Below are 21,433 nucleotides of genomic sequence, written 5' to 3' on the forward strand. Positions count from 1 at the left end.
TCAACCGCGCGATGCCCTGCCCTGCAGCAACTGGACCCAGGCCTGGAATCCCTCCAGGAAGCGCTGCAGGCGCTTGCGCGTCGCCGCGTCGAAATCGTCCGCGTCATTGTTGTAGGCGGCCGCTGCTTCGGCCACATAGAGCTGTGGCGAGGCCATGGTCAATGCCCCCATGGCGGTCAATGTATGGCGCAGCTGCGGCTGCGCCAGTTTGGTGCCCCAGTGACCCGGCGTGGCGCCGATGATCGCCACCGGCTTGGCCGAAAGGACCGTGCGGTATTCGGCATCGTCGCGGGACAGCCAATCGAGCGTGTTCTTGAGTACGCCGGGCAGTGACTGGCTGTACTCCGGCGTGGCGATCAGCACGCCGTCAGCGGCTGCAATGGCCGCGCGCAGGCGCTTGACCCCGGCAGGACCGGCCGGGTCGGCGGCTTCCAGGTCTTCGTCGAACAGCGGAATATCGGCAATGGTGTCATGCACGGTCAGCAGCAGGCCCGCAGGCGCGGCGCCTGCTGCAGCCCTGACCAGGCGCCGGTTGTAACTGTTGCTGCGCAGGCTGCCGGCAAACGCCAGGATGTTCAGCGGTGGAGGGTTGTCGGACATGCGGGATTCCTGGAATGAGTCGGTGCGGGGTCACGGGCCAGGCATCGACAGCGCGGGAGGCACCGGGAACGGTCGCGCACAGCGTACCCCAGAAGCATCGCGCCCCAGCTGCAGGTGCAGGTGTCCGCCAGGTCCCGTCAGCCCGTGGCCAGCACGATCACCTGGTCGGCTGCGGTCACCACGCTGCGGCGATGGGTGATGGCCACGATCGTGACATCACCGGCAAGCGCGCGGATATGGCCCATGATCTCGCGCTCGGTCGCCTCGTCCAGCGCCGAGCTGGCTTCATCCAGGAACAGGATGGCGGGCTCTCCGTAGAGTGCACGCGCAATGGCGATGCGCTGCCGTTCGCCGCCGGAAAGTTTCAGGCCGCGCTCGCCCACCGTGGTTTCAAAGCCCTCGGGCAGCGCGTCGATCAAGGCCAGGATCGACGCCTTGTGGGTCGCGCGGCGCAACCGGGTGTCGTCGCGCGGGCGCCCCAGCAGGATGTTGTCGGCCAGGCTCTCGTTGAGCAGGATGACATCCTGGGGAACGACGGCGACGGCGGCGTGCCACGCGGCACGGTCGATGTCGGCCAGGTCGATGCCATCCACCAGGATGCGACCGTGCTGGGGCTCGATCGACTTCAGTGCCAGCTTGAACAGCGTCGACTTCCCTGCCCCGGTCTCCCCCATCAGGAAGTTGATGCCGCCGCGCCCGGCGTGGAAGGACGCATCCCGGACGCCACGGCCATTGCCGTAGCGATGGCTGACATGCTGGAACTCGATCCGGCCGCATTCTCCGTGGAATCGGCCGGCGTTTGCTGCCTGCCGCTCTTCGGGTGCCGCCCACAGGGACGATAGCGGCGTCAGCAGCGTCCACGAACGGGCAATGTCATCGATCGAGCGCGCGATCATTTCAAAGGGCATGTTGAGCTGCAGCAACAGCAGGTTGAACAGCACGATATCGCCGACGCTCAGGTCACCGCTCTGATAGCGCGGGAGCAGCAGTGCGAAGGTGACGATGAACTCGACCGCCAGGCCGATGCCCAGCAGCGCGATGAAACCGATCCGCTGCAGCACGTACGCCCGCCAACTGTCGCGGACCTCCAGGGCCTTCTGCTCGAAGCGCTGGATCATCCACGCGCTGCCGCCGAACTGGCGCAGCGTCTCCATCGCATTCATCGCATTGCCGACGAAGCGCGCATTCTGCTGGCCCGCTTCGACCGCCGCCTCACGATGGATCCGTGCTCGCCGCGTAGCGATGGCCGAGAGCGTGACGGCCACAGAACCGTAGCCCAGCACGATCGCCACCATCTGCAGGTTGATCAGCGCACCCAGTGTCAGCAGGGTCAGCAGGATCTGCAGTGCGCTGGGAATGAACACCACCAGGCCAAGCTGCACCACGATCTTCAGGGCGTTGCGGCCCTTCTCCCCGGCCACCTGCAGTTCGGCTGCGTTGTAATCCAGGAAGAAGCTGTGTGTCTTCTTCAGCAGCCGCGCGAAGTAGCGGGTGCTGGTGATGAAACCCAGGTTCTCGCCACTGAGGAACGACAGGTACTGCACGGTGTTCTGCAGGATGCTGGCGGCGCCGAGCATCACCGCGTAGAGCAGGAACCATCCCGCCAGTTCACGGATGCCTTCCGTGCTGATGCGGTCGATCAGGCGCGAGAACAGGTACGGCCCTGCCACCGTGGCCAGGCTGGAAAGAACGACGATGGCGGCAATCAACAGCAGCAGCCTGCGGTCCGCCTTCCAGTACGCGGTGAGGATCTCGGTGACCGGCGGCGGCAGCGCGAACATTCTCATCAGCGTCGGTCCGGCATCGGTGCAGTGGCTCCTGTGTGGCGGTGCGCCTGCCGTCGCCCCTCGGCACAGCAAGAGATCGTCGCGCATCTTGAATGATATGATATAACATCGCTATTGAAGGCGCGATGGCTCGTGCCGCAGACCAACATCCGATGAGATCGATGGACCGGGGCATGAACAACGCATCCACCGCCAGGCCGGCGGCATTGGTGGTCACCAGCCTGGCCGCCGCTCTGCAGCTCAACGCGCCGGCAATGGCGCAGGATGCCAGCGTTCCCGGCAGTCCTGTCCAGGGCGACCGGCGATCCGATACCGCCACGCTGGACAAGGTGATGGTCATTGGCAGCAACATCCGCGATGCCATTGGCGGCGGCGCCTCCCCGGTCATCGTGATCGACCGGGAGGCCATTGATCGAACCGGGGTGGCCTCGTTGCAGCAGCTCTTCGAGAAGCTGCCGCAGAACTTCGGCGGTGGTGCCAACGGCGCCAACGTCGGCAACCTCGGCGTCGACCGCGATACCGGCAACAACTTCGGCCAGGGCACCGCCATCAACCTGCGTGGCCTCGGCACGGGCACCACGCTGACGCTGATCAACGGCCACCGTGTGACCTCCTCGAACCGCTATCAGTACGTCGACATCTCGCTGATTCCGCTGAGCGCCATCGAGCGCGTGGAGATCCTCACCGATGGCGCCTCGGCCATCTACGGCACCGACGCCGTCGGCGGCGTGGTCAACATCGTCCTGCGCCGCGACTTCACCGGCTATGAGACCTCGCTGCGCTATGGCAGCGTCACCCGCGGCAACATGGACGAGTACCAGGCCTCGCAGTCGGCCGGCTGGTCGTGGGAGGGTGGCCACCTGATGGCCAGCTACGAGTTCCTGAAGCAGTCCAACCTCGCCGCGGTCGACAAGGACTTTTCCAGGAACGTCACGGTCAGGCCGTACGACATCTATCCCGGCTCGAAGCGGCACAGCCTGTATCTGGACGGCGTGCAGGCGCTCAGTGATGTGCTGACGCTCAACCTGACCGGCTCCTTTGCCAAGCGCGAGATGGACACCACCATTTCCGGCACTGCCGACGAGACCCGCCTGTTCCCGCACACGCGGCAGTTCGATGTGTTCGCCGGCCTTACCCTCGAGCTTCCGCGCCAGTGGCAGGCCCGTCTGAATTCCGGATTCGGCAGAAGCGACGTCTCCTACGAGAGAACGACCATCACCGGCAGCTCGGTCAGCACCGCACCGCCGACGGATACCCATTCCGAATCGCGCTACCTGGAGATGATCGCCGACGGCGAGCTGTTCAATCTTCCGGCCGGTGGCGTACGCGCGGCATTCGGTGCGGGCTACCGCCGCGATGGCTATGAACTGCTCGATCACCGTGGGCTTGAGAAGCCGCTGGATCTGCAGCGAACGATCCGTTCCGCTTTCGCCGAGCTCAACATTCCGCTGCTGGCAGGCATGCCTGGCGTTCGCCGGCTGTCGCTGACTGCGGCCGCACGCTACGACGACTACAGCGATTTCGGTTCCACCCTCAATCCCAAGCTCGGCCTGCTGTGGGAAGCAACGGAAGGACTTTCATTCCGCACCAGCTACGGCCGCTCCTACCGGGCGCCGGTCTACCAGGACATGCAGCTGAACAACACCGTGGTGGTGGCCAAAGTACCCAACCCGAGCGCGGCCAACGGAAGCACGGTGCTGATGATGCTCTCCAACGGCAACCCGGACCTGGGGCCCGAACGTGCCAAGACCTGGACCGGCGGCTTCTCGTTCGCGCCCCCGTCGCTGCCGGGCCTCAAGATCGACGCGAACTACTACCACATCGAGTATGCCGACCGGATCGGCAGCGGTTTCGGCGGCAGTTTCCCGTCGCTGTTCCTGCAGTCCACCGCGCCCTATGCGGACCTGCTGACCGTCAACCCGACGCCGCAGCAGATCCAGCAGGCGCGCCAGCTGGGTGCCTCCGGCCTGGGACTGTTCGTATCGCGGGTGGGCCCTTATGCGCTGACACCAGGAACCGATGAAACCAGCAGCGAGGTCATCCTCGACAACCGCTTCCGCAACAACGCGTTCACTTCGCAGCGCGGCGTCGACTTCAATGCCTCCTACGATTTCGACGCCGGCCAGACCCGTATCGCATTGAACCTTGCCGGCCAATACATCATCGATTCCAAGCGCCGCGTGACCGCCACCTCGCCCGAGGTCGACGCGGTGAACGCGGTGTACTTCCCGGTCGACCTGAAGGTGCGCGGTGGCCTCGCCGTAAGCCACCGGCAGGTCGCCGGTGGGTTGTTCGTGAACTATGTGGACAGCTATCGCGATCCCGCCAACCGCGCCGACCCCCATGTCAACGCGTGGACGACGGTCGACCTCAATCTCAGGTATGACTTCAGCGGTTCTGCCGGCACCGGCCAGGGCACCTCGCTGGCCTTCAACGTGCAGAATCTGTTCGACAGGAATCCGCCCTTCATCGTCAACAGCATCAACACCGGTTTCGACCCGACCAATGCAACGGCGCTCGGCCGCTTCCTGTCCATGACATTGACCCATCGCTGGTAGGGCGCCCGCCGTGAGCGATGCCTCCCCCGCCCTCTCCAGACCCGCGTCCGCCCTGCGCCAGGCGCTGGCCGTTGCCGCGACCCAGCTGAAGCTGATGTGGCGCGAACGGCGCCTGTTGTGGCTCGCGCTGACCCTGCTTCTGCTTGCGGGAGCGTCGGTTACCACGGGCGCAGCACGGCTGGCGCAGCAGGCCCAGGAGCGCCAGATCGTAGCGGAGCAGGAGGCCGGGCTGTGGGACAGCCAGGGCACGATCGACCCGCATGCTGCCGCGCACGTCGGCCGCGCCATTCCCGCGCCGGTGCGGCCGCTGGCGGCGCTCGACCCGGGCATCACGGATTTCGTCGGCACCTCGGTGTTCATCGAAGGCCATGCGCAGAACCCGGCCCGGCACCGACCCATCGACGCCGGCACCGCGCTCAGCCGGTTCGATGGCTTCTCCGCCGCATGGGCGCTGCAGGTCGTGGCGCCCCTGCTGATCATCCTTGCCGGATTCGCCAGCCTCTCCGGCGATGTCGCCCGCGAGACCCTCCGCCAGGAGCTCGGCAGTGGTGCATCGGCCCACGTGCTGATCGGTGGCCGCCTGATCGCGCTGGCAACGGCATCGCTGCTGCTGGTCCTCGCCCTGCTGGCGGTCAGCCTTCCGGGCATGGTCGGCCGCACCCTCGGCACGGCCGACATCATGGCGCTCGTTGCGATGTTCGCGGCGTATGCGCTCTATCTCCTGGTGTTCTGCGCCATCACCATCGGTGTCTCGGCGCGCTTCAGCGCAGCACGCACGTCGCTGGTGGTGCTGCTCGGCTTCTGGGTGGTGGCCACCCTGCTCGCGCCGCGGGTGGCCCCCGCACTGGCCGAATCGCTGTATCCCACGCCTACTGCACCCGCGTTCCGGGCGGCGGTCACCGAGGACGCGGAGCACGGCGCTGATGGTCACGACCCGGCGGACAAGCGGCTGGACGCACTGAAAGCAGAGATGCTGGCACGCTACCAGGTGAAGGACGTGGACGATCTTCCGGTCAACTTCCGCGGTGTGGCGCTGGAGTTCGCCGAAGCGAATTCCACCGAGACCTACAACCGCCACTTCGAGCGCATCTACGCCACCTACCAGCGGCAGGCGATCACGCAACGCGCCTTTGCGGCGCTGTCCCCCACCCTCGCGCTGCAGGCCGTGTCACGGGCACTGGCGCGCACCGACTTCCCTGCACATCTGGCGTTCCTGCGCGGGGTCGAGGACTATCGCTACCGGCTGATCCAGGCACTCAACCTGGAAGTGAAACAGCACAAGGCCGCGAACGGCAGCAAGCATCTGGCCGATATCGCGACCCTTACCCGCTCCGTGGCGTACAGCCCGCAACACCCCCCGCTGGGCCACATCGCCGCGGCACAGTCGTTGAACTTCGCCATCCTGCTGGCCTGGGTGCTGCTGGCCCTGGGGCTGGTGTTCACGTCGGCGCGGCATCTCGGGAGTGCCCCATGAGCAGCCTGTCGATCGCAGGGCATGAGATCCGTCGCCTGCTGCGTGACCGGGCGTTGCCGGTGCTGCTTGGCCTGCTGGCAGTGCTGGCGGCCTTTGCAGCATGGAATGGCAGTACGTGGGTCGGGCAGCGCGAGGCAGCCATCAGCCTGATCAACGCGGAAGAACAGGATGCCAGGGACCGAAGCCGGGGATTCGTTGGCAAGGCTCCGTCGGTACTGCCCCGCGTCCAGCCGGTGCTCCCTCCCGGCCCGATGGCGGCATTGTCGATTGGACAGGCGGACGCCTACCCCTACACCGCCGACGTGGTTGCGCTGGGCGACCGTAGCCAGCTGCTCAGGCATGTGTGGTCCGACATCGGCAATCCTGCCGTGCAGGCCGCTGGCCGATTCGACCTGGCCTTCGTCATTGTGTTTCTGCTGCCCTTGGTCATCCTGGCGACCACCTTCGACCTCTGGTCGCGCGAACGCGAGCGCGGCATCACCGCGTTGATGTTGTCACAGCCCATCGCGGCGGGACGGCTGATCGCGGTCAAGGCGCTGGCCCGCGCTGCCATCGTGCTGCTGCCTGCGCTGGCGATCATCCTTGCCGTTGCCGCTGGTTCGGGGGCCACGAGTCCTTCCGGCCTGGCCGCGCTTGCCCTGATCGTGCTCGCCTACGGCAGCATCTGGCTGGCGCTGGCGGTGCTTATCGGCTGCTTCGCCCGGCGCACCACCGAGGCCGCGATCGCTTCCGGCGCACTGTGGCTGCTGATCGTTGTCATGGCCCCGTCACTGGTCCTGGCAGCGGTGAACCTGAGGGTTCCACCGCCCTCGCAGATGCAGCTGGCGACCGCATTGAAGGCGCAGCTGGCCAACACTGCCCGCCAGCAGCAGCTGCGCCACGCGGCAGCCTCCCCCGCCACGCGTTCGCCAGCACCGCGCATTGCGGACGCCGTGCGCGTGGCCTATGCCGATCTTGTCCAGGCCGATCAGGCCATCGCGCCCTTGATCGCCGCGCACACGGAGGCTGAGGACGCGCGGCGCCAGGCACTCGACCGGGCGCGCCTGCTGCTGCCTTCGGTCGCGGTGCAGGATGCACTGGACCGCCTCGCCGGATCCGACGCCGACCGGGCGCTGGCGTTCCAGCAGCAGGTCCTCGCGTACTGGCACGCACGTCGGCAGCTGCACAAGGACTATCTGGACCGTGACGTGCCACAGACGCTGGCCGAGTACGACGCCCTGCCCCGTTTCGAATTCCAGGACACGGCGGGCGCCCTGCAACGCGGTGTACTGATCGACCTGGCCGCATTGGCCGTCGCCACCCTGCTTCTGCTGATCGCGGCGTGGTCGATGCGGCGTCGGCTGGCCACCCCCTGAGGTACATCACACATGCTGACTGCAACGCATCTGGTCAAGGAACACGGCACGCATCGGGCGCTGGATGATGTGAGCTTCACGGTGCGCCCCGGCGAGATCTTCTGCCTGCTGGGTGCCAACGGGGCCGGCAAATCGACCACGATCAAGCTGTTCCTGGGCTTCCTCGAACCCACCTCCGGATCCGCCGAGGTTGATGGGCTCAGTGCCTGGCAGCAGCCACACGAGGTACGCCGGCGCCTGTTGTACATCCCGGAGAACGTGGCGCTGTATGACGAACTGACCGGCTATGAAAACCTGGATTACTTCGCGCGCCTGGCTGCGGTGGAGCAGCGCTCGTCCGCACGGCTGAAGGATGCGCTCAGGTCCGCTGGCCTGGCACCCGAGGCATTCGGGCGGCGCGTCGGGCTTTACTCCAAGGGCATGCGCCAGAAGGTGGGCATCGCGCTGGCCATCATCAAGGAAGCCAGGGCGCTGCTCCTCGATGAGCCGACGTCCGGCCTGGACCCGACCGCCTCGGCCGAGTTCCACGAGCTGATCGTGCGCCAGCGCGATCGCGGCACGGCGATCCTGATGGCCACCCACGATCTGTTCCGTGCCCGCGAAGTGGCGACCACCATCGGACTGATGCAGGCCGGCAGGCTGCGCAGGACGCTGGATGCCAGCACGATCACCGCCAATGATCTTGAGAGCCTCTACCTTGAGGAAATGAGCCGGAGCACCTAGGCCACGCCGGCTGCGGGCATGCCTGGCGCGCCCATCCAGCGCCTGAGCCAGGCTTCGATGTTGACCTGCGGACCGAAGATGCCCAGCACCTGGGATGAGTGATCGGGGCTGACCCTGCGGATGCCCGCGTCGGCCGATGCGCTGTCGATGTAGCCCCGCCGGGCCAGCAGGCCATCCACCAGCAGGCCCCTGATGAACTGCTGATGCCGCTGGGTGACGGCCACCGAGTGATCGTCCAGGTAGGACTTCACCTTGCGCGAGAGCAGCGCCTGCGGCAGCAGGCCCTGCAGTGCACGACGCGCGATCGTCCTGTCTTCCGCGCCGGCCATCAGCAGGTGCAGCGGCAGGCGGGCGAACAGTTCCACCACAGGCTGTGCGCTGATGGGGGATACGCCGTGCCAGCGTCCTGCACCCTCGAAGGGATCGAGCACGCTGGTCGCGAAGATCATCCGGCCAATGTGCGCCAGCTTGTGCGGAGAGAGCCTGTACCCCTGTGCGCGTGCATGCCGCAGCCAGGCCGGCGGCAGGCCATCCTGTTCGGACGCATCCACCTTCACCCATTCGCACGGGTTGCCCCAGCGGCCGTTGATGCTGCCTGGCTTCTTGAACACGCCATGGACGAAGGCATCCTTGAATACCCCGTACAGCGAATCGCCCGACTGCGCAGTTTCGAACGCGACACGGAAGAAGTCGCGGTCGATCCCACGCCGCCACGCATAATCGATGGCAGCGGCATTGCCCTTGAAGCGGAGGAAGACCGCATCGCCGCCGACACCGGTGAACTGCACCGTGTCCGCGTCAACATCCACGTCGCGCCGATGCAGCAGGTAACCCGAGCAATGCGCAGGACGCGCGGTTCGCGGGAAGTCCATGATCTCTTCCAGCGAGCAGTGCGGCTGCCGTTGGTACTCGACGAACTCGCAGCTCCTTCCGGAGGATTCACGGGCACCGGCAACGGCCATGCGCGCGAACATGCGCTCATCGGCACCAATGCCGGCATCGTAGTGATGGACGCACTTCACCTCCGGTGCGGAGGGCGCATGCAGCAGGCCGGCGAGGACGATGGAGGAGTCCAGCCCGCCGGACAACTGAAGCTGGATGCATCGATGCTGGCTCGCCAGCGCACCAATGCAGCCCAGCAGCGTTGCACGTGCCAGCTGCACGGCTTCCTCCAGATCTTCGATGGGCGCTTCACTGGCCTGCCGCACCACATCCCACTGGTAGTGCCGGCCGATCGGCCGGCCATCACGGATCGTCACTGCCTCGCCCGCCTCGAGCGCGGTGACCTCCTCGAAGCCTGTCTGCAGGCCGTCACGGAACGGGAACAGCAGCGAGTAGGACAGGAACGACCAGTCGACGTTGAAGTCACCCACTCCCAGCAGCAGGCAGTCTTCCATGCTCGAAAAGACCACCGTCAACTGATCGACCGTGGTCATGTAGCACGGAATCTCCGCCGTCGGATCGCGCAGCACGAACCAGCTGGCGGTATCCGGCTGGTAGCCCACGGCAACGTAGCGCCCCCAGTACTGCTCCACCAGGCTCCTGCCCTGCGTACTGCAGGCGCTGTCTGCGGATGCAGCATCGGGAAATGCCTGTGCGGGAACGGTATCGGCGGCGAACACCTTGTGGAACAGCTTGCCGAGTATCACCAGCGGGCCGGACCGGCTGTACTCGAAGTAGCCGGGGTTGTCGGTCTGGGCATAGATGGCGCCGCCGCTGCCCTTCATCACGCAGGCGATTCCGGGGCGGTCTGCCTCGATCCGTTCCATGGCCTGCAAAGCCTGCGCACGAGCGGATTCGGAATGTTCGTTCCAGAACAGAGCGATGTATCGGTACATGCCTCAAGCCGGTTACAGCACCAGGATGGGCGTCATCCGGCGCAGATTGAAGGGGATGTCGGTCAGGACCTGGTCGCCGTGCTGCAACCAGCAATGCGCTGCGAACGGCTGGGTGCGCACCGCGAACACCCACGCGGGAACGATGCCGTACCGCGACAGGAACTCACGCATGGCCAGGCAGTAGAGGAAGCACTCATCGGTCTTCCTGAAGGCGATCGGTCGCAACCAATCGAACACCCGGACCAGGAGGGCCAGCTGCTGCAGATCCACCTCGCCCGGCGTAGCTTCCTGACCGCGCCTGCGGGCTGCCGACACCGTGTAGCTGAAAGGCAGGAACGTCCTGCTGCAGGCCGCGCGCGTGACCGAGGCCAGGAACCGGCGCACATCGCGGGCCGTGATCGGCGGACATCCTCGGGACTCGCCCTCGCGCACCCAGTGCCGGGGCAACGCGATTTCGGCGCTTGCTGCGGATTTGCCACGCAGCGGATCCTGGGTGATCAGGCGCCGATCAAGCAGCGACTGCAGCATCCTCGGCCTCGGCGCTCCATCGGAAGCCAGGGGCCAGTCCTGCACCAGCCCGCCAAGCGCCGCCGCTCCGCGCCGATCGATGGAGAGATAGCTGCCGGAGGCCTGATCAAGAATGACCATTGCGTCACCGGTCACACAGACATGTGCGTGCTTCGAAAGAAAGTAGGTGGTTTCAGGCTGGTCCATCGCGAGCGTGATCTCATGCTGCTGCAGGCATCAGAGCGGTGCATGCGGGGGGCATGCACCGCAGGTCATGCAGGGTGCGATGGATCAGGGCGAGGTGGTCGGGAAGACGCCATCCCACAACGTGCCGTGGTTGTGCGCCTTCGTTTCGGAAACCACCGAGCCCAGCTCGATCAGTTCACTCGGATCTTCGTGATTCTGCTCACCAGCCACTACGCCCAGCTCAATCAGTTCGTTCATGAACATCTCCTCTAGTCAGTGGATGCACCCACGCGATGCAGCGGATGCACAGCGGCCAGGCCAGCGTCGCCCTGCGCGTTTCAGGACGATTGCCGCCAAGGCACGTAAATGTTACGATATAACATATTATTTTGGTGTGACGGCCGACCGTGATCGGGCGTCGCTGCAGCGACTCCCAAGAGAGCGAGATGGATGCCCACCGAGATCAATGACGATGGCCTTGATTCCACCCTTCTGCTGAAGGGCCTGTTTCCGCTGCCGAAGTTCATCCGCTTCGTCAGGGAGCGTTGCCCACCAGGAAGCTTTGATGAAGCGATGCTGGTGGAGCAGTGGCGGGATGCCCGCGCCCTCGTGCGTCACCTTCATCACGACGAAGCAGACGACGCCGATGCCATGGACGTCCTCGACCTGCCCGAAGAGATGCGGCCACTGGCCGAGCAGGCGCTTCGCCAACCCTCGATGCACCGCATGACGAGCATGGTCCCACGCAGTTGGAAGATGGTGGAGATCGACCGGCTGGTGGTCTTCCAGGAGTGCATCAACCTGCGCCACATCGATCAGCTTGCAGCGGCCACGGCCGCGTCACCCGATGCAAGCGAGATCATGGAGCTGGTGGCGCGACGTGGACGCCACACACATCCGGATGTGCGCTTTACCCAGTCCGATGGCATCTACACGTTCGCATCTGCGTCCAACGACCTGCGCTTCCTCGACGTGGCGACGATTGACCCTCGCACCATCGCCGGTTACGAGCCGTTCGGCGCAGCCAGCCACGCCCTTGTCGTCTATCTCGGTTTCAGCGACAACCTGATCAGCGCCACACGCATTGGCCGCCGGATCATCCTGACCAACGGCTCGCACCGGCTGTACCTGCTGCGCAGGCTCGGCTTCCGCCATGCCCCCTGCCTGGTGACCGATGCGTCCGACAGCGATCTGTCCGACGTGTTGCTGCCCGCCGCGGTGAAGCAGGATCGGCCGTTCTATCTGGGCGCTTCGCGACCGCCGATGTTCAAGGACTACCTGGATCCACGCCTGACCTGCACCGTGCCGGTCACCCGCAAGCACTATGCGCTCAGGGCCAAGCTGGATCTGCAGCGGATCACGGTTCCAGCGGTGTAGAAAGGCCGTGGGCATCAAGCCCGACGGCGGTAGCCAGCCACATCAGGTCGTCGCCCGCAGAACGCCTTTCAGATACGCGTCGTCGCCATGAACCGTTCACGATCCTGCTGCGTGCGCCGGCGGATCTCCTCCAGCGCCTGGCTTTCGGTCGCCTGCAGCATGGCTTCGAACAGGCGCTGGAAGTGATGGCGCATCGCATTGCGTGCGGCCACCGGATCACGCGCACGCAGGGCTTCGAAGATGGCCATGTGCTCGTCGGCACGGCTGGCGCCATCATCGTGGCAGACCCGGGCATAGACCTCGCTCACCCGCGGCAGTTCGCTGCGCATGCGCCAGATTTGCTGCACGAAAAATTCCACCACCGGATTGCCGGAAAGCCGTGCGATGGCCAGGTGGAAACGGCGGTCGTACTCGCCGGCTTCGGCGTCGCTCAGGTCGCGACGGCACAGCGCTTCGGCCAACGACTGCAATTCGGCAATGCCGGCATCATCCAGATTGCTGGCAGCCAGCGCGGCAGCCTCGGCTTCGAATACCGCGCGGGCAGCGGTGAGGTCGAAGGCGCTGACAACCGGCAGCCCGCCGGACGCCTGCGTCGGGCGCGGCTTCACATGCACGCCCGAACCGATGCGGATGGCGATCCAGCCCTGTGCTTCCAGTGCGATCTCGGCTTCGCGGATGGTGACCCGGCTGACACCGAACCGTTCGGCCAGTTCACGCTCGCCCGGCAGCCGCGAGCCCGGCGGAAATTCGCCGTCCTCGATCAGCTTGCGGAGCTTGGCAGCGATGGTCTGGTAAAGGCGGTTGGCGGACATGCGGCTGACCCTTGGCGATTCCCTCCGGGTCCCTGCCCTGCCACCGCGGCCGGCAAGGGTCCGGTTGGAGCGACGGCGCGACCACTGGCCGCGCCGCCCTGTTCAGAACTTGTATCGTACACCGAAATACGCACGCCGCCCGTAGGTCACCACTTCGCGGAAGTTCCCATAAAGCGGCTGGTAGGCCACGCGCGGCTCGTTGGTCAGGTTCATCAGCTCCAGCGACAGCGACAACTGCTTGTTCACCCGGTAGCGCAGGCGCAGGTCCACGCTGGTGTTGTCATCATAGTAGCGGTTCTGCTGCGCGGTGTTGCCGGTGAAGTCCTGGTAGTAGTGCGAGCGGAACTTGCCGATGGCCTGGATGTTGAAGCGCCCGACGTCCCAGTAGATCGAGCCGGACAGGACGTGCCGCGAGAAGCCGCTGAGACCCGCCGGCGGCACGATCGCCGGAATGATCGTGCCATCACTGGCCAGCTGCTCGCCCAGTCGTGAGTCCTGGGTCCGGTAGTCGGCATCGGCGTAGTTGTAGCTGACCTTGAAGCCCAGCCCGTCGAACGGCTTGGGCAGGTACGACAGTCGATGGGTGGCGGTCAGCTCGAAGCCGGTCAGCGTGCTGTCCTCGTCGGTGGTTACCTGCTGCCGCACCGGCACAGTCACGCTCTGGCCGTCGATGGTGTAGGTCTCCGGCACCAGCGCGGTGGCGGTGCCGCCGTTGAACTGCTTCCAGTACACCGCGCCGGCCAGCATCGTGTCCGGGTTCGGGTACCACTCCAGTGACAGGTCGCCGTTCCAGGACATCAGCGGCTGTGCCGCCGGGTTGCCACTGGCGCTGATGTCATCCAGCGCATCGGCCAGGTTGCCGTAGGTGGCATCACTGCTCACGTTGATGGTGCGCCCCGCACCCAGCGCGGCGATGTCCGGCCGTGACATCGCGCGGTATGCACCGACCCGCAGCAACACATCCGGGCGCAGTTCGAAGGCCGCGTTGAGGCTGGGCAGCAGCTTGTCGTTGCCCGCCTTGAACACCTGCGTGCTGTACTCGCCGGTGGGTTGCAGGCGGATCGTCCCGTCACCGTTGTCCTCGATACGCAGGCCGGTACGCACGCCTTCGGAGCGAACATCGGTCTTGACCCAGCGCAGGCCGAGGTTGCCGGTCACCGGCAAACCGAACAGGCTGCTGCTGAACTCACCCAGCAGATAGAGCGCGCGTGTCTTCTCGGTGATATCGACATTGTTCGGATCCTGGAAACCCGGATCCAGCCCGCTGTCGAGGCTGCCACGGAACGACTGGTACAGGCAGTTCGGATCGAAGTACGCCCACGAGGAGATCGTGTTGCCGCTGGCGGCATCCATGAAGTCATCCTGGGGGAATGGTGCACGGCAGGCCTGGTTGGCAGCGATGATCTTCGCCTTGTCGGCCGCCACGCGCTGGTCGTAGTCGGTTACCAGAGTGTTGTCGCGCAGGCGGTAGTCGGCCTGGCTGGCGCGCACGCCGCCCTTGATGCGGGTGAAGAAACCGGACTCGGGCATGAAACTGGCATCGAAGCGGCCGGCCTTGATCTTGTGGTCATTCTCCGTTGCGCTTGAGGTCACCCGCGCCGCCCCGGTGTAGGCGTCCCAGTTGGTGGGGTCGAAGTTCGGCGCCAGCGCGACACTGGGCACTTCGCCGTGCCAGTCCCAGTCATAGTCCACGTAGCCGGTGGCACCACTGCTGATGCCGGGCACGGCGGCATTGTTGACGTCGCGCTGGTTCGCGCGCAGGCGGGTCATGCGCTCGCTATCGAGGCGATTGGTATGCGAGTACGAAAGATCGGTGGACAGCTCCCAGGCCGGGGTCGGTCGCAGGATCAGGTTCAGGCCACCCCCGGTGTATTCCTCGCCACGCCAGTAGCGGTTGGAGGTGGAGTCGATCGAGGTGCTGCCATGCAGGTGGCGCACGATGCCGTCTGCGTCCACGTCGCGCTGGGTGATGCCGCGACGTGCGTTGGACAGGCTCAGATCGCTGCGGTTCTCGTACCAGTTGCGCTCGGTGTGTTCGAAGTCGAGATTCACTTCAACCACGTCATTGGGCCGCCACTGCAGGGCAGCGAACTCGCTCTGGCGGTCGTTGCGCTCCTGCTTGAGCCGGTAGATGCGGCTGCTGGGCACCAGGTAGTACGGTGCGCCGTTGGCGATGGCCTGCGCGGACACTTCATTGCAGTTGGCATTGCCCACGTTCTGCGTGCCATCGCAGGCATACCAGGTGGAACCGCTGGTGATGCTCTCTTCCGGATCGGTGCCGTCCAGGCGCTGGAAACCCAGCGAAATGCCCAGCTTCTGCCCGTTGCCGAACTCGAACTGGTCGATGTAGCTGGCGGTGCCGCGGTAGCCGATGCCGTCGTCGTCGCGGTACTTCTTGTCATACTCGGCCCAGCTGCCACGCAGATCGATCTGCGCCGCCCGCTTGCCGTACTCCAGTGGGCGCACTGTTTCCAGGCCGATGGTGCCGGCCACGCCGCCTTCGATGATGTCGGCGCGCTGGGTCTTGTAGATGGCGACCGTATTGATCAGCTCGGCGGGGAACATGTTGAAGTTCACCGAGCGGTCGCCACTGCCGTTGGTGATCTCGCGGCCATTGAAGTTGGTGCTGCTGAGGAAGGCGCCCAGGCCACGGATGGAGATTTCCGAGGCCCCGGTCTTGTCTCGGGTCGAGGCGGCGCCGGTCAGGGTCTCGATCGCGTCGGCCAGCGAGGGCGCCGGCAGGTCGCCGATGTCATCGGCCGAGAGCACATCGGCAATGACCGTGTCGTCGCGCTTCTTGTTGATCGAACTCTGCATCGATTCGCGGATGCCGGTGACCTGCACCTGGTCCAGCGTGGTGGGATCCTGCCCTGCTGCCTCCTTGCTGGATTGCGCCTGGGCCGTGGGCAGGCCCGCCAGCACGGCGAGCAGCGCCACGATCAGGGGTGTGGGGGACAACGAGATGCTATGCACTGCTCCGGCGGGTCGCCGCATGGTTTCCTCCTCCCAAAGGATCGCCTGCATGCCAGGCGTGGGACGCAGCTTCGGCACGGCGACATGAAAATGTCAACCAATTGGTATGTGAATGTTCAAATGCCTTTGATCCATACCAGTTGATCGCAATTTAATGTGCTTCTGCAGCATGACTTTGCGCGAAAGCTGGCTTACAACAGACCCGAAAGTGGTATGCAGACCCACCCTGAAACGACGGCCGGGCCGTCCCTGGAAGGATTTCATGCGCATTCACTCGCTGGCACGTCACCCGTCCAACTATCCATCACTGTTTTGCCTGGCCACTGGTCTGGTCATGTGCCTGACCACTTCAGCGGCAAGTGCTACCAGCTGGCTCGTCCACGATGTCGCTGAGTTCACTACCGCCGCCTCGGCGCTGCAGCCCGGCGATGAGATCGTGTTGGCTGACGGCATCTGGACCGACGCCCGGTTGCTGCTGAAGGGCCAGGGCACGGCAGCCGCGCCGATCACGCTGCGCGCGCAGACCGCCGGCAAGGTCGTCTTCAGCGGGCGCTCGGACCTGCGCCTGGCAGGGAGCTACCTGCAGGTGTCCAACCTGGTGTTCCGCAACGGCTACGCACCGGGTGATGCGGTGGTGGCATTCCGCGAATCGAGCAAGGCCGTCGCCAGCAACAGCCGCGTCACCGGCCTGGTGATCGACGACTACACCAACCCCGATGCCAGCGACCAGGACTACTGGGTTTCCTTCTATGGCAGCCACAACCGCCTCGATCACAGCCAGCTGCGCGGCAAGACCAATGCCGGGCCGACCGTGGTGGTGGTGCGCGATGCCACCCAGGGCCTGGACAACCAGCACCGCATCGACCACAACTGGTTCGGCCCACGCCCAGCGCTGGGCGTCAACGGCGGTGAAACGATTCGCGTCGGCACCAGTGACACCTCACTGAGCAATTCCAACAGCACGGTGGAGAACAACTGGTTCGAAGGCTGCGACGGCGAGACCGAAATCGTCTCCAACAAGTCTGGCGGCAATACCTTCCGCGGCAACGTGTTCTATCGTTCGGCCGGAGCACTGACCCTGCGCCACGGCAATGGCAACCGGGTCATCGACAATGTCTTCCTCGGCGATGACAAGGCCGGCACCGGCGGCGTACGCATCATCAACGCCGACCAGACCGTCAGCAACAACTACTTTGAACGGCTGGCCGGGTCCAGCAACCGTTCGGCACTGGCGGTGATGGATGCGCAGGCCAATCCGCCGCTGTCCGGCTATGCGCCGGTGGTGAATACCACGATCAGCGGCAACACCTTCGTGGACGTGGCGAAGATCAGTTTCGGCGTCGGCCATGATGAGGCAAAGGGCATCGTGGTGGCCGCCAGCAACAGCCGCTTCACCGGCAACCTGATCGTCAACCGCACCAGCAGGAACCCGCCCAATGCCGCCAGTTCGCTGGCCGGTATCGACTTCAGTGGCAACGTGCAGTCGCCGGCAGCCAGCACTGTGTTCCCGGGAGGCGTAGAGAGCCGTGGTGTCAGCCTGCAGCAGGCTGATAGCGGATTGTGGGTTGCCACGCCTGCCCTGCCCGCCGTGGGTGCCGATCCTGCCCTGGCAATGACCGCGCGCGAGGCGACCGGCGTTGCCTGGTATCCCAAGGTGGGCGAAGTTGCCCTGCCACGCACCCGCAATGGAGTTGATCGATGAGGTTGCAGCCGCTGTTCATTTCCCTGGCTTTGGCCGCCCCCTTCGCCCTGCTGCCGAGCGCATCGCTGTTCGCAGCCCCCACTGCTGCCGTGCGACAGGCCGAGGCCGCGCCGGTGCTGGTCACCGCCGCACAGTGGCAGCAGATGGCCAGCGAAGGCCGCCGCTACCCGTGGTTTTCCAAGGAACAGGCGCGCACCGAGGCGACGCTGAAGAAGATGATGAAAGCCGGTATCGACGTGCCGGTACCCAAGGACAAGGGCGGCGGGCGCACCCATGAACAGCACAAGCGCAACTACCAGGCGCTGCTGGCGGCGGGCACGCTGTACCGGCTGACCGGCGACAGGGCCTACGTGGACTATGCGCGCGACATGCTGCTGCAGTATGCCCAGCTCTACCCGACGCTGGGCCCGCACCCGGAAGGCCGTGGGCAGATCCCCGGGCGCGTGTTCTGGCAGGTGCTCAACGATTCGGTATGGCTGGTCAACGCCATCCAGGGCTACGACGCGATCCGCGACGCGCTGTCCGCCGAAGACCGCAACACCATCGAATCGAAGGTGTTCCGGCCAATGGCCGAGTTCCTCGTCAGCGAGCCGAAGAACTACGACCAGATCCACAACCACGCCACCTGGGCGGTGGCCGCCACCGGCATGACCGGCTACGTGCTGCGCGACCCTGAGCTGGTGGAGAAATCCCTGCGCGGCAGTCGGAAGGACGATCATTTCGGCTTTCTTCGGCAGATCGACCTGCTGTTCTCGCCCGATGGTTACTACGAGGAAGGCCCCTACTACCAGCGCTATGCACTGGCGCCGTTCCTGCTGTTCGCCAATGCCATAGAACGCAACGAACCTCAGCGGAAGATCTTCGCGCGCCGTGACGGCGTGCTGTTGAAGGCCGTGGATGTGCTGGTGCAGTCCAGCTACAACGGCTTGTTCTTCCCGATCAACGACGCCATCCTGGACAAAGGCATCGACACCGAAGAGCTGGTGGCCGGCATCGGCATCGCCTATGCGCGTACAGGTGATGACCGCCTGCTGTCCGTGGCCCAGCAGCAGAAGCGCCTGCTGCTTTCGCCCGAAGGGCTGGAGGTGGCGCAGGCGCTGGCGGCGAACAAGGCCAAGCCTTTCGACTACAGGCCGATGCTGCTGCGCGACGGCCCTGACGGCGACCGCGGCGGCTTGGCCATTCTGCGCATGAACGGCGAGCGCGGCCAGGCGCTGGTGCAGAAGGACACCATGCAGGGCATGGGCCACGGCCACTTCGACAAGCTCAGCTGGTTGTTCTACGACAACGGCAACCCGGTGGTGACCGACTACGGCGCGGCCCGCTTCCTCAACGTGGAAGCCAAGCGCGGCGGCATCTACCTGGCCGAGAACCGCAGCTGGGCCAAGCAGACCGTGGCCCACAACACCCTGGTGGTGGACGAGCAGAGCCACTTCAAGGGCGACTGGAAGCGCGGCGAGGAGCATGCCCCGCAGGTGCGCTTCTTCCAGGCCGATGCCGATACCCAGGTCGCCTCGGCAACCATGCGCGATGCGTATCCAGGCGTGATCTTCACCCGCACCCAGGCGCTGCTGCGCCACCCCGACCTGGGTCTGCCAGTGGTGCTGGATCTGTTGCAGGTGCACGGTAACAAGGCCGCGCGCTACGACCTGCCGCTGCACTTCAACGGTCACATCGTCACCACCGGCTTCGAGGCCGAACACTTCCCCGCCCAGCGCCCGGTGCTGGGCAAGGACAACGGCTACCAGCACCTGTGGCTGGATGCACGCAGCAGACCCGGCAGCGAACCGCGTTCGCTGGCCTGGCTGCTGGACGGCCGCTTCTACACCTACCGCTTCGGCAGCAGCGCACCCGCGCAGGCGCTGCTGGTGGAAAGCGGTGCCAACGACCCGGAATTCAACCTGCGCCGCGAACCGGCCTTGCTGCAGCGCGTGGAAGGCCAGAAGGACGTGACCTTCTTCAGCGTGCTGGAGCCGCACGGCGAGTACAACGGCACCGCCGAGTACGTGCACGGCGCCGACAGCCGCATCAAGGACATCGTGCGCACCCGTGGCAGCGATGCCGAGGTGATCGAACTGCGCCTTGCCAGTGGAGCCCGCATCGCGCTGGGCGTGGCCGATGACAGCAGCGCCAAGGGCGAGCACAGCGTGACCGTCGACGGCCATGCCTACCGCTGGAGCGGCAGCCACGCGCGCATGGACCGCAGCAAGGGGGACGCGAAATGAACGGCCCTGCGGTGGTGGCCAACCTGCGCAAGGTGCCGGTGCGTTCAACAGTGCGCTGGCTGATCGTGGGCCTGATCGCCGTGGCTACGGTCATCAACTACATCGACCGCAACGCACTGGCGGTGATGTGGCCGGAAATCGCCAGGGAAGTGGGCGCGACCAAGGATGACTACGCGCTGCTGGTGACGGTGTTCATGCTGTTCTATGCCGCCGGCCAGTTCCTGTTCGGGCGCCTGTTCGACATGATCGGAACGCGCCTGGGTTTCGCTCTGTCGATCAGCGTGTGGTCGATCTCCATCGCCCTGCATTCGGTCACCCATTCGATGCTGTCCTTCAGCCTGGTGCGGGCGATGCTCGGCATCAGCGAGGCCGGTGCCTGGCCAGGCGCGGTCAAGGCCAATGCCGAGTGGTTCCCGGCACGCGAGCGCGCACTGGCGCAGGGCGTGTTCAACGCAGGTGCGTCGATCGGCGCGATTGTCTCCGCACCGGCCATCGCCGGCCTGTACCTGTGGCTGGGCTGGCGCGGCACCTTCGTGCTCGTCGGTGCGATCGGCTTCCTGTGGCTGCTGCCATGGCTGTTTGTCTACCGCGCCGGGCCGGACAAGCATCCGTGGGTGAGCGATGCGGAACGCCGCTTGATCATGGAAGACCAGACCGGGCAGCAGGATGTCGCCGCGCCGAAGGTGAGCGTGCGTTCGCTGCTGGCCCATCGGCAGAGCTGGGGCATGCTCGCCTGCCGCTTCCTGCTGGACCCGATCTGGTGGTTGTTCGTGTCCTGGCTGCCGATCTACCTGGCCGAAACCTTCGGCTTCGACATCAAGCAGATCGGCCTGTTCGCCTGGGTGCCGTTTGTCGGCGCGATGCTGGGCAGCCTCAGCGGCGGTTGGCTGTCCGGGCGGATGATCCGCGCCGGGCACAGCGTGGACCGCGCCCGCAAGCTGGCCATCACGCTGGGCTGCGTAATCATGGCCCCTGCCCTGCTGGCTGCCGTGCTGGCCAACCAGCCGCTGCTGGCGGTGCTGGCGATCGCTGCCGTGCTGTTCGGCTTCCAGGTGGCCATCGGCAACATCCAGACCCTGCCGGGCGACCTGTTCGACGGCCGCTCGGTGGGCACGCTGGCGGGCCTCGGTGGCCTCGCGGCCGTGGCCGGCACCTTGATCACCACCTGGCTGGTGCCGGTGCTGACCCGCCATTCCTACGCTCCGATCTTCATCCTCGTTGCCGCGCTGGTGCCGCTGTCGCTGGCTGCGCTGTGGTGGTGGACCGGGCCTATCCAGAAGCTCGACCGCCGCGCCGGTTGAGCCTGGGTCTCCTTC

Annotated in this window: 15 protein-coding genes; 8 read left to right on the plus strand and 7 right to left on the minus strand. The window is 65.6% G+C overall.

The window, feature by feature from the left end; all coding sequences use genetic code 11:
• Together M1L61_RS12045 and M1L61_RS12050 are read right to left on the minus strand one after the other, a co-directional pair.
• A complete protein-coding gene (locus M1L61_RS12045; protein ID WP_248853503.1) occupies positions 1 to 600 on the minus strand; it encodes an NADPH-dependent FMN reductase in 600 nt (199 codons plus the stop codon).
• A 137-nt stretch (positions 601 to 737) separates the two neighbouring features.
• Entirely contained in the window at positions 738 to 2,387 is a 1,650-nt protein-coding gene (locus tag M1L61_RS12050; RefSeq protein WP_248853504.1) for an ABC transporter ATP-binding protein, read from the minus strand.
• Between the two features lie 173 nt (positions 2,388 to 2,560).
• Between M1L61_RS12050 and M1L61_RS12055 the strand changes: the two genes are divergently transcribed.
• From M1L61_RS12055 to M1L61_RS12070, 4 genes are read left to right on the plus strand one after another with little or no spacing between them, the layout of a single operon-like run.
• Positions 2,561 to 4,945, plus strand: coding sequence for a TonB-dependent receptor (locus tag M1L61_RS12055; protein ID WP_248853505.1), 2,385 nt, complete (start codon positions 2,561 to 2,563; stop codon positions 4,943 to 4,945).
• A 10-nt stretch (positions 4,946 to 4,955) separates the two neighbouring features.
• Entirely contained in the window at positions 4,956 to 6,419 is a 1,464-nt protein-coding gene (locus M1L61_RS12060) for a DUF3526 domain-containing protein (protein ID WP_248853506.1), read from the plus strand.
• On the plus strand, positions 6,416 to 7,774 hold the full coding sequence (locus tag M1L61_RS12065; RefSeq protein WP_248853507.1) for an ABC transporter permease subunit: 1,359 nt from the start codon (positions 6,416 to 6,418) through the stop codon (positions 7,772 to 7,774). The genes M1L61_RS12060 and M1L61_RS12065 overlap by 4 nt, the downstream gene beginning before the upstream one ends.
• Before the next feature lie 12 nt (positions 7,775 to 7,786).
• A complete protein-coding gene (locus M1L61_RS12070; protein ID WP_248853508.1) occupies positions 7,787 to 8,497 on the plus strand; it encodes an ATP-binding cassette domain-containing protein in 711 nt (236 codons plus the stop codon).
• On the opposite strand, the gene M1L61_RS12075 is transcribed toward M1L61_RS12070, so the two are convergent.
• From M1L61_RS12075 to M1L61_RS12085, 3 genes are all read right to left on the minus strand, one after another.
• Positions 8,494 to 10,266: an asparagine synthase-related protein gene (locus tag M1L61_RS12075; protein WP_248853509.1), complete on the minus strand. Its 1,773-nt coding sequence runs from the start codon at positions 10,264 to 10,266 to the stop codon at positions 8,494 to 8,496. The two genes, M1L61_RS12070 and M1L61_RS12075, sit on opposite strands and share 4 nt — an antisense overlap.
• 81 nt (positions 10,267 to 10,347) lie before the next feature.
• Positions 10,348 to 11,049: a lasso peptide biosynthesis B2 protein gene (locus M1L61_RS12080; RefSeq protein WP_049481139.1), complete on the minus strand. Its 702-nt coding sequence runs from the start codon at positions 11,047 to 11,049 to the stop codon at positions 10,348 to 10,350.
• A gap of 84 nt (positions 11,050 to 11,133) precedes the next feature.
• Positions 11,134 to 11,286: a hypothetical protein gene (locus M1L61_RS12085; protein ID WP_162257677.1), complete on the minus strand. Its 153-nt coding sequence runs from the start codon at positions 11,284 to 11,286 to the stop codon at positions 11,134 to 11,136.
• Between the two features lie 192 nt (positions 11,287 to 11,478).
• On the opposite strand from M1L61_RS12085, the gene M1L61_RS12090 reads away from it, so the two are divergent.
• On the plus strand, positions 11,479 to 12,405 hold the full coding sequence (locus M1L61_RS12090; protein ID WP_248853510.1) for a hypothetical protein: 927 nt from the start codon (positions 11,479 to 11,481) through the stop codon (positions 12,403 to 12,405).
• A gap of 68 nt (positions 12,406 to 12,473) precedes the next feature.
• Here the strand turns inward: M1L61_RS12090 and M1L61_RS12095 are convergent, their stop codons facing one another.
• Complete coding sequence (locus M1L61_RS12095) at positions 12,474 to 13,217, minus strand: FadR/GntR family transcriptional regulator (protein WP_248853511.1); 744 nt, start codon at positions 13,215 to 13,217, stop codon at positions 12,474 to 12,476.
• A gap of 102 nt (positions 13,218 to 13,319) precedes the next feature.
• A complete protein-coding gene (locus M1L61_RS12100; RefSeq protein ID WP_126561208.1) occupies positions 13,320 to 16,211 on the minus strand; it encodes a TonB-dependent receptor in 2,892 nt (963 codons plus the stop codon).
• Between the two features lie 241 nt (positions 16,212 to 16,452).
• Here M1L61_RS12100 and M1L61_RS12105 point away from each other — a divergent pair, with 241 nt between their 5' ends.
• From M1L61_RS12105 to M1L61_RS12115, 3 genes are read left to right on the plus strand one after another with little or no spacing between them, the layout of a single operon-like run.
• On the plus strand, positions 16,453 to 17,892 hold the full coding sequence (locus M1L61_RS12105; protein WP_043395962.1) for a polysaccharide lyase 6 family protein: 1,440 nt from the start codon (positions 16,453 to 16,455) through the stop codon (positions 17,890 to 17,892).
• Positions 17,889 to 20,117 (plus strand): oligoalginate lyase, encoded by a 2,229-nt coding sequence (locus M1L61_RS12110; RefSeq protein WP_248853512.1) that lies wholly within the window; start codon positions 17,889 to 17,891, stop codon positions 20,115 to 20,117. The genes M1L61_RS12105 and M1L61_RS12110 overlap by 4 nt, the downstream gene beginning before the upstream one ends.
• Positions 20,114 to 21,418 carry an MFS transporter gene (locus M1L61_RS12115; RefSeq protein WP_248853513.1) on the plus strand — a complete coding sequence of 435 codons (1,305 nt, stop codon included), beginning with the start codon at positions 20,114 to 20,116 and terminating at the stop codon, positions 21,416 to 21,418. The genes M1L61_RS12110 and M1L61_RS12115 overlap by 4 nt, the downstream gene beginning before the upstream one ends.
• The last annotated feature ends 15 nt before the right edge of the window (positions 21,419 to 21,433 follow it).

The organism is Stenotrophomonas sp. NY11291 (assembly GCF_023277365.1).
GTDB classification, from domain to species: Bacteria; Pseudomonadota; Gammaproteobacteria; order Xanthomonadales; family Xanthomonadaceae; genus Stenotrophomonas; species Stenotrophomonas geniculata.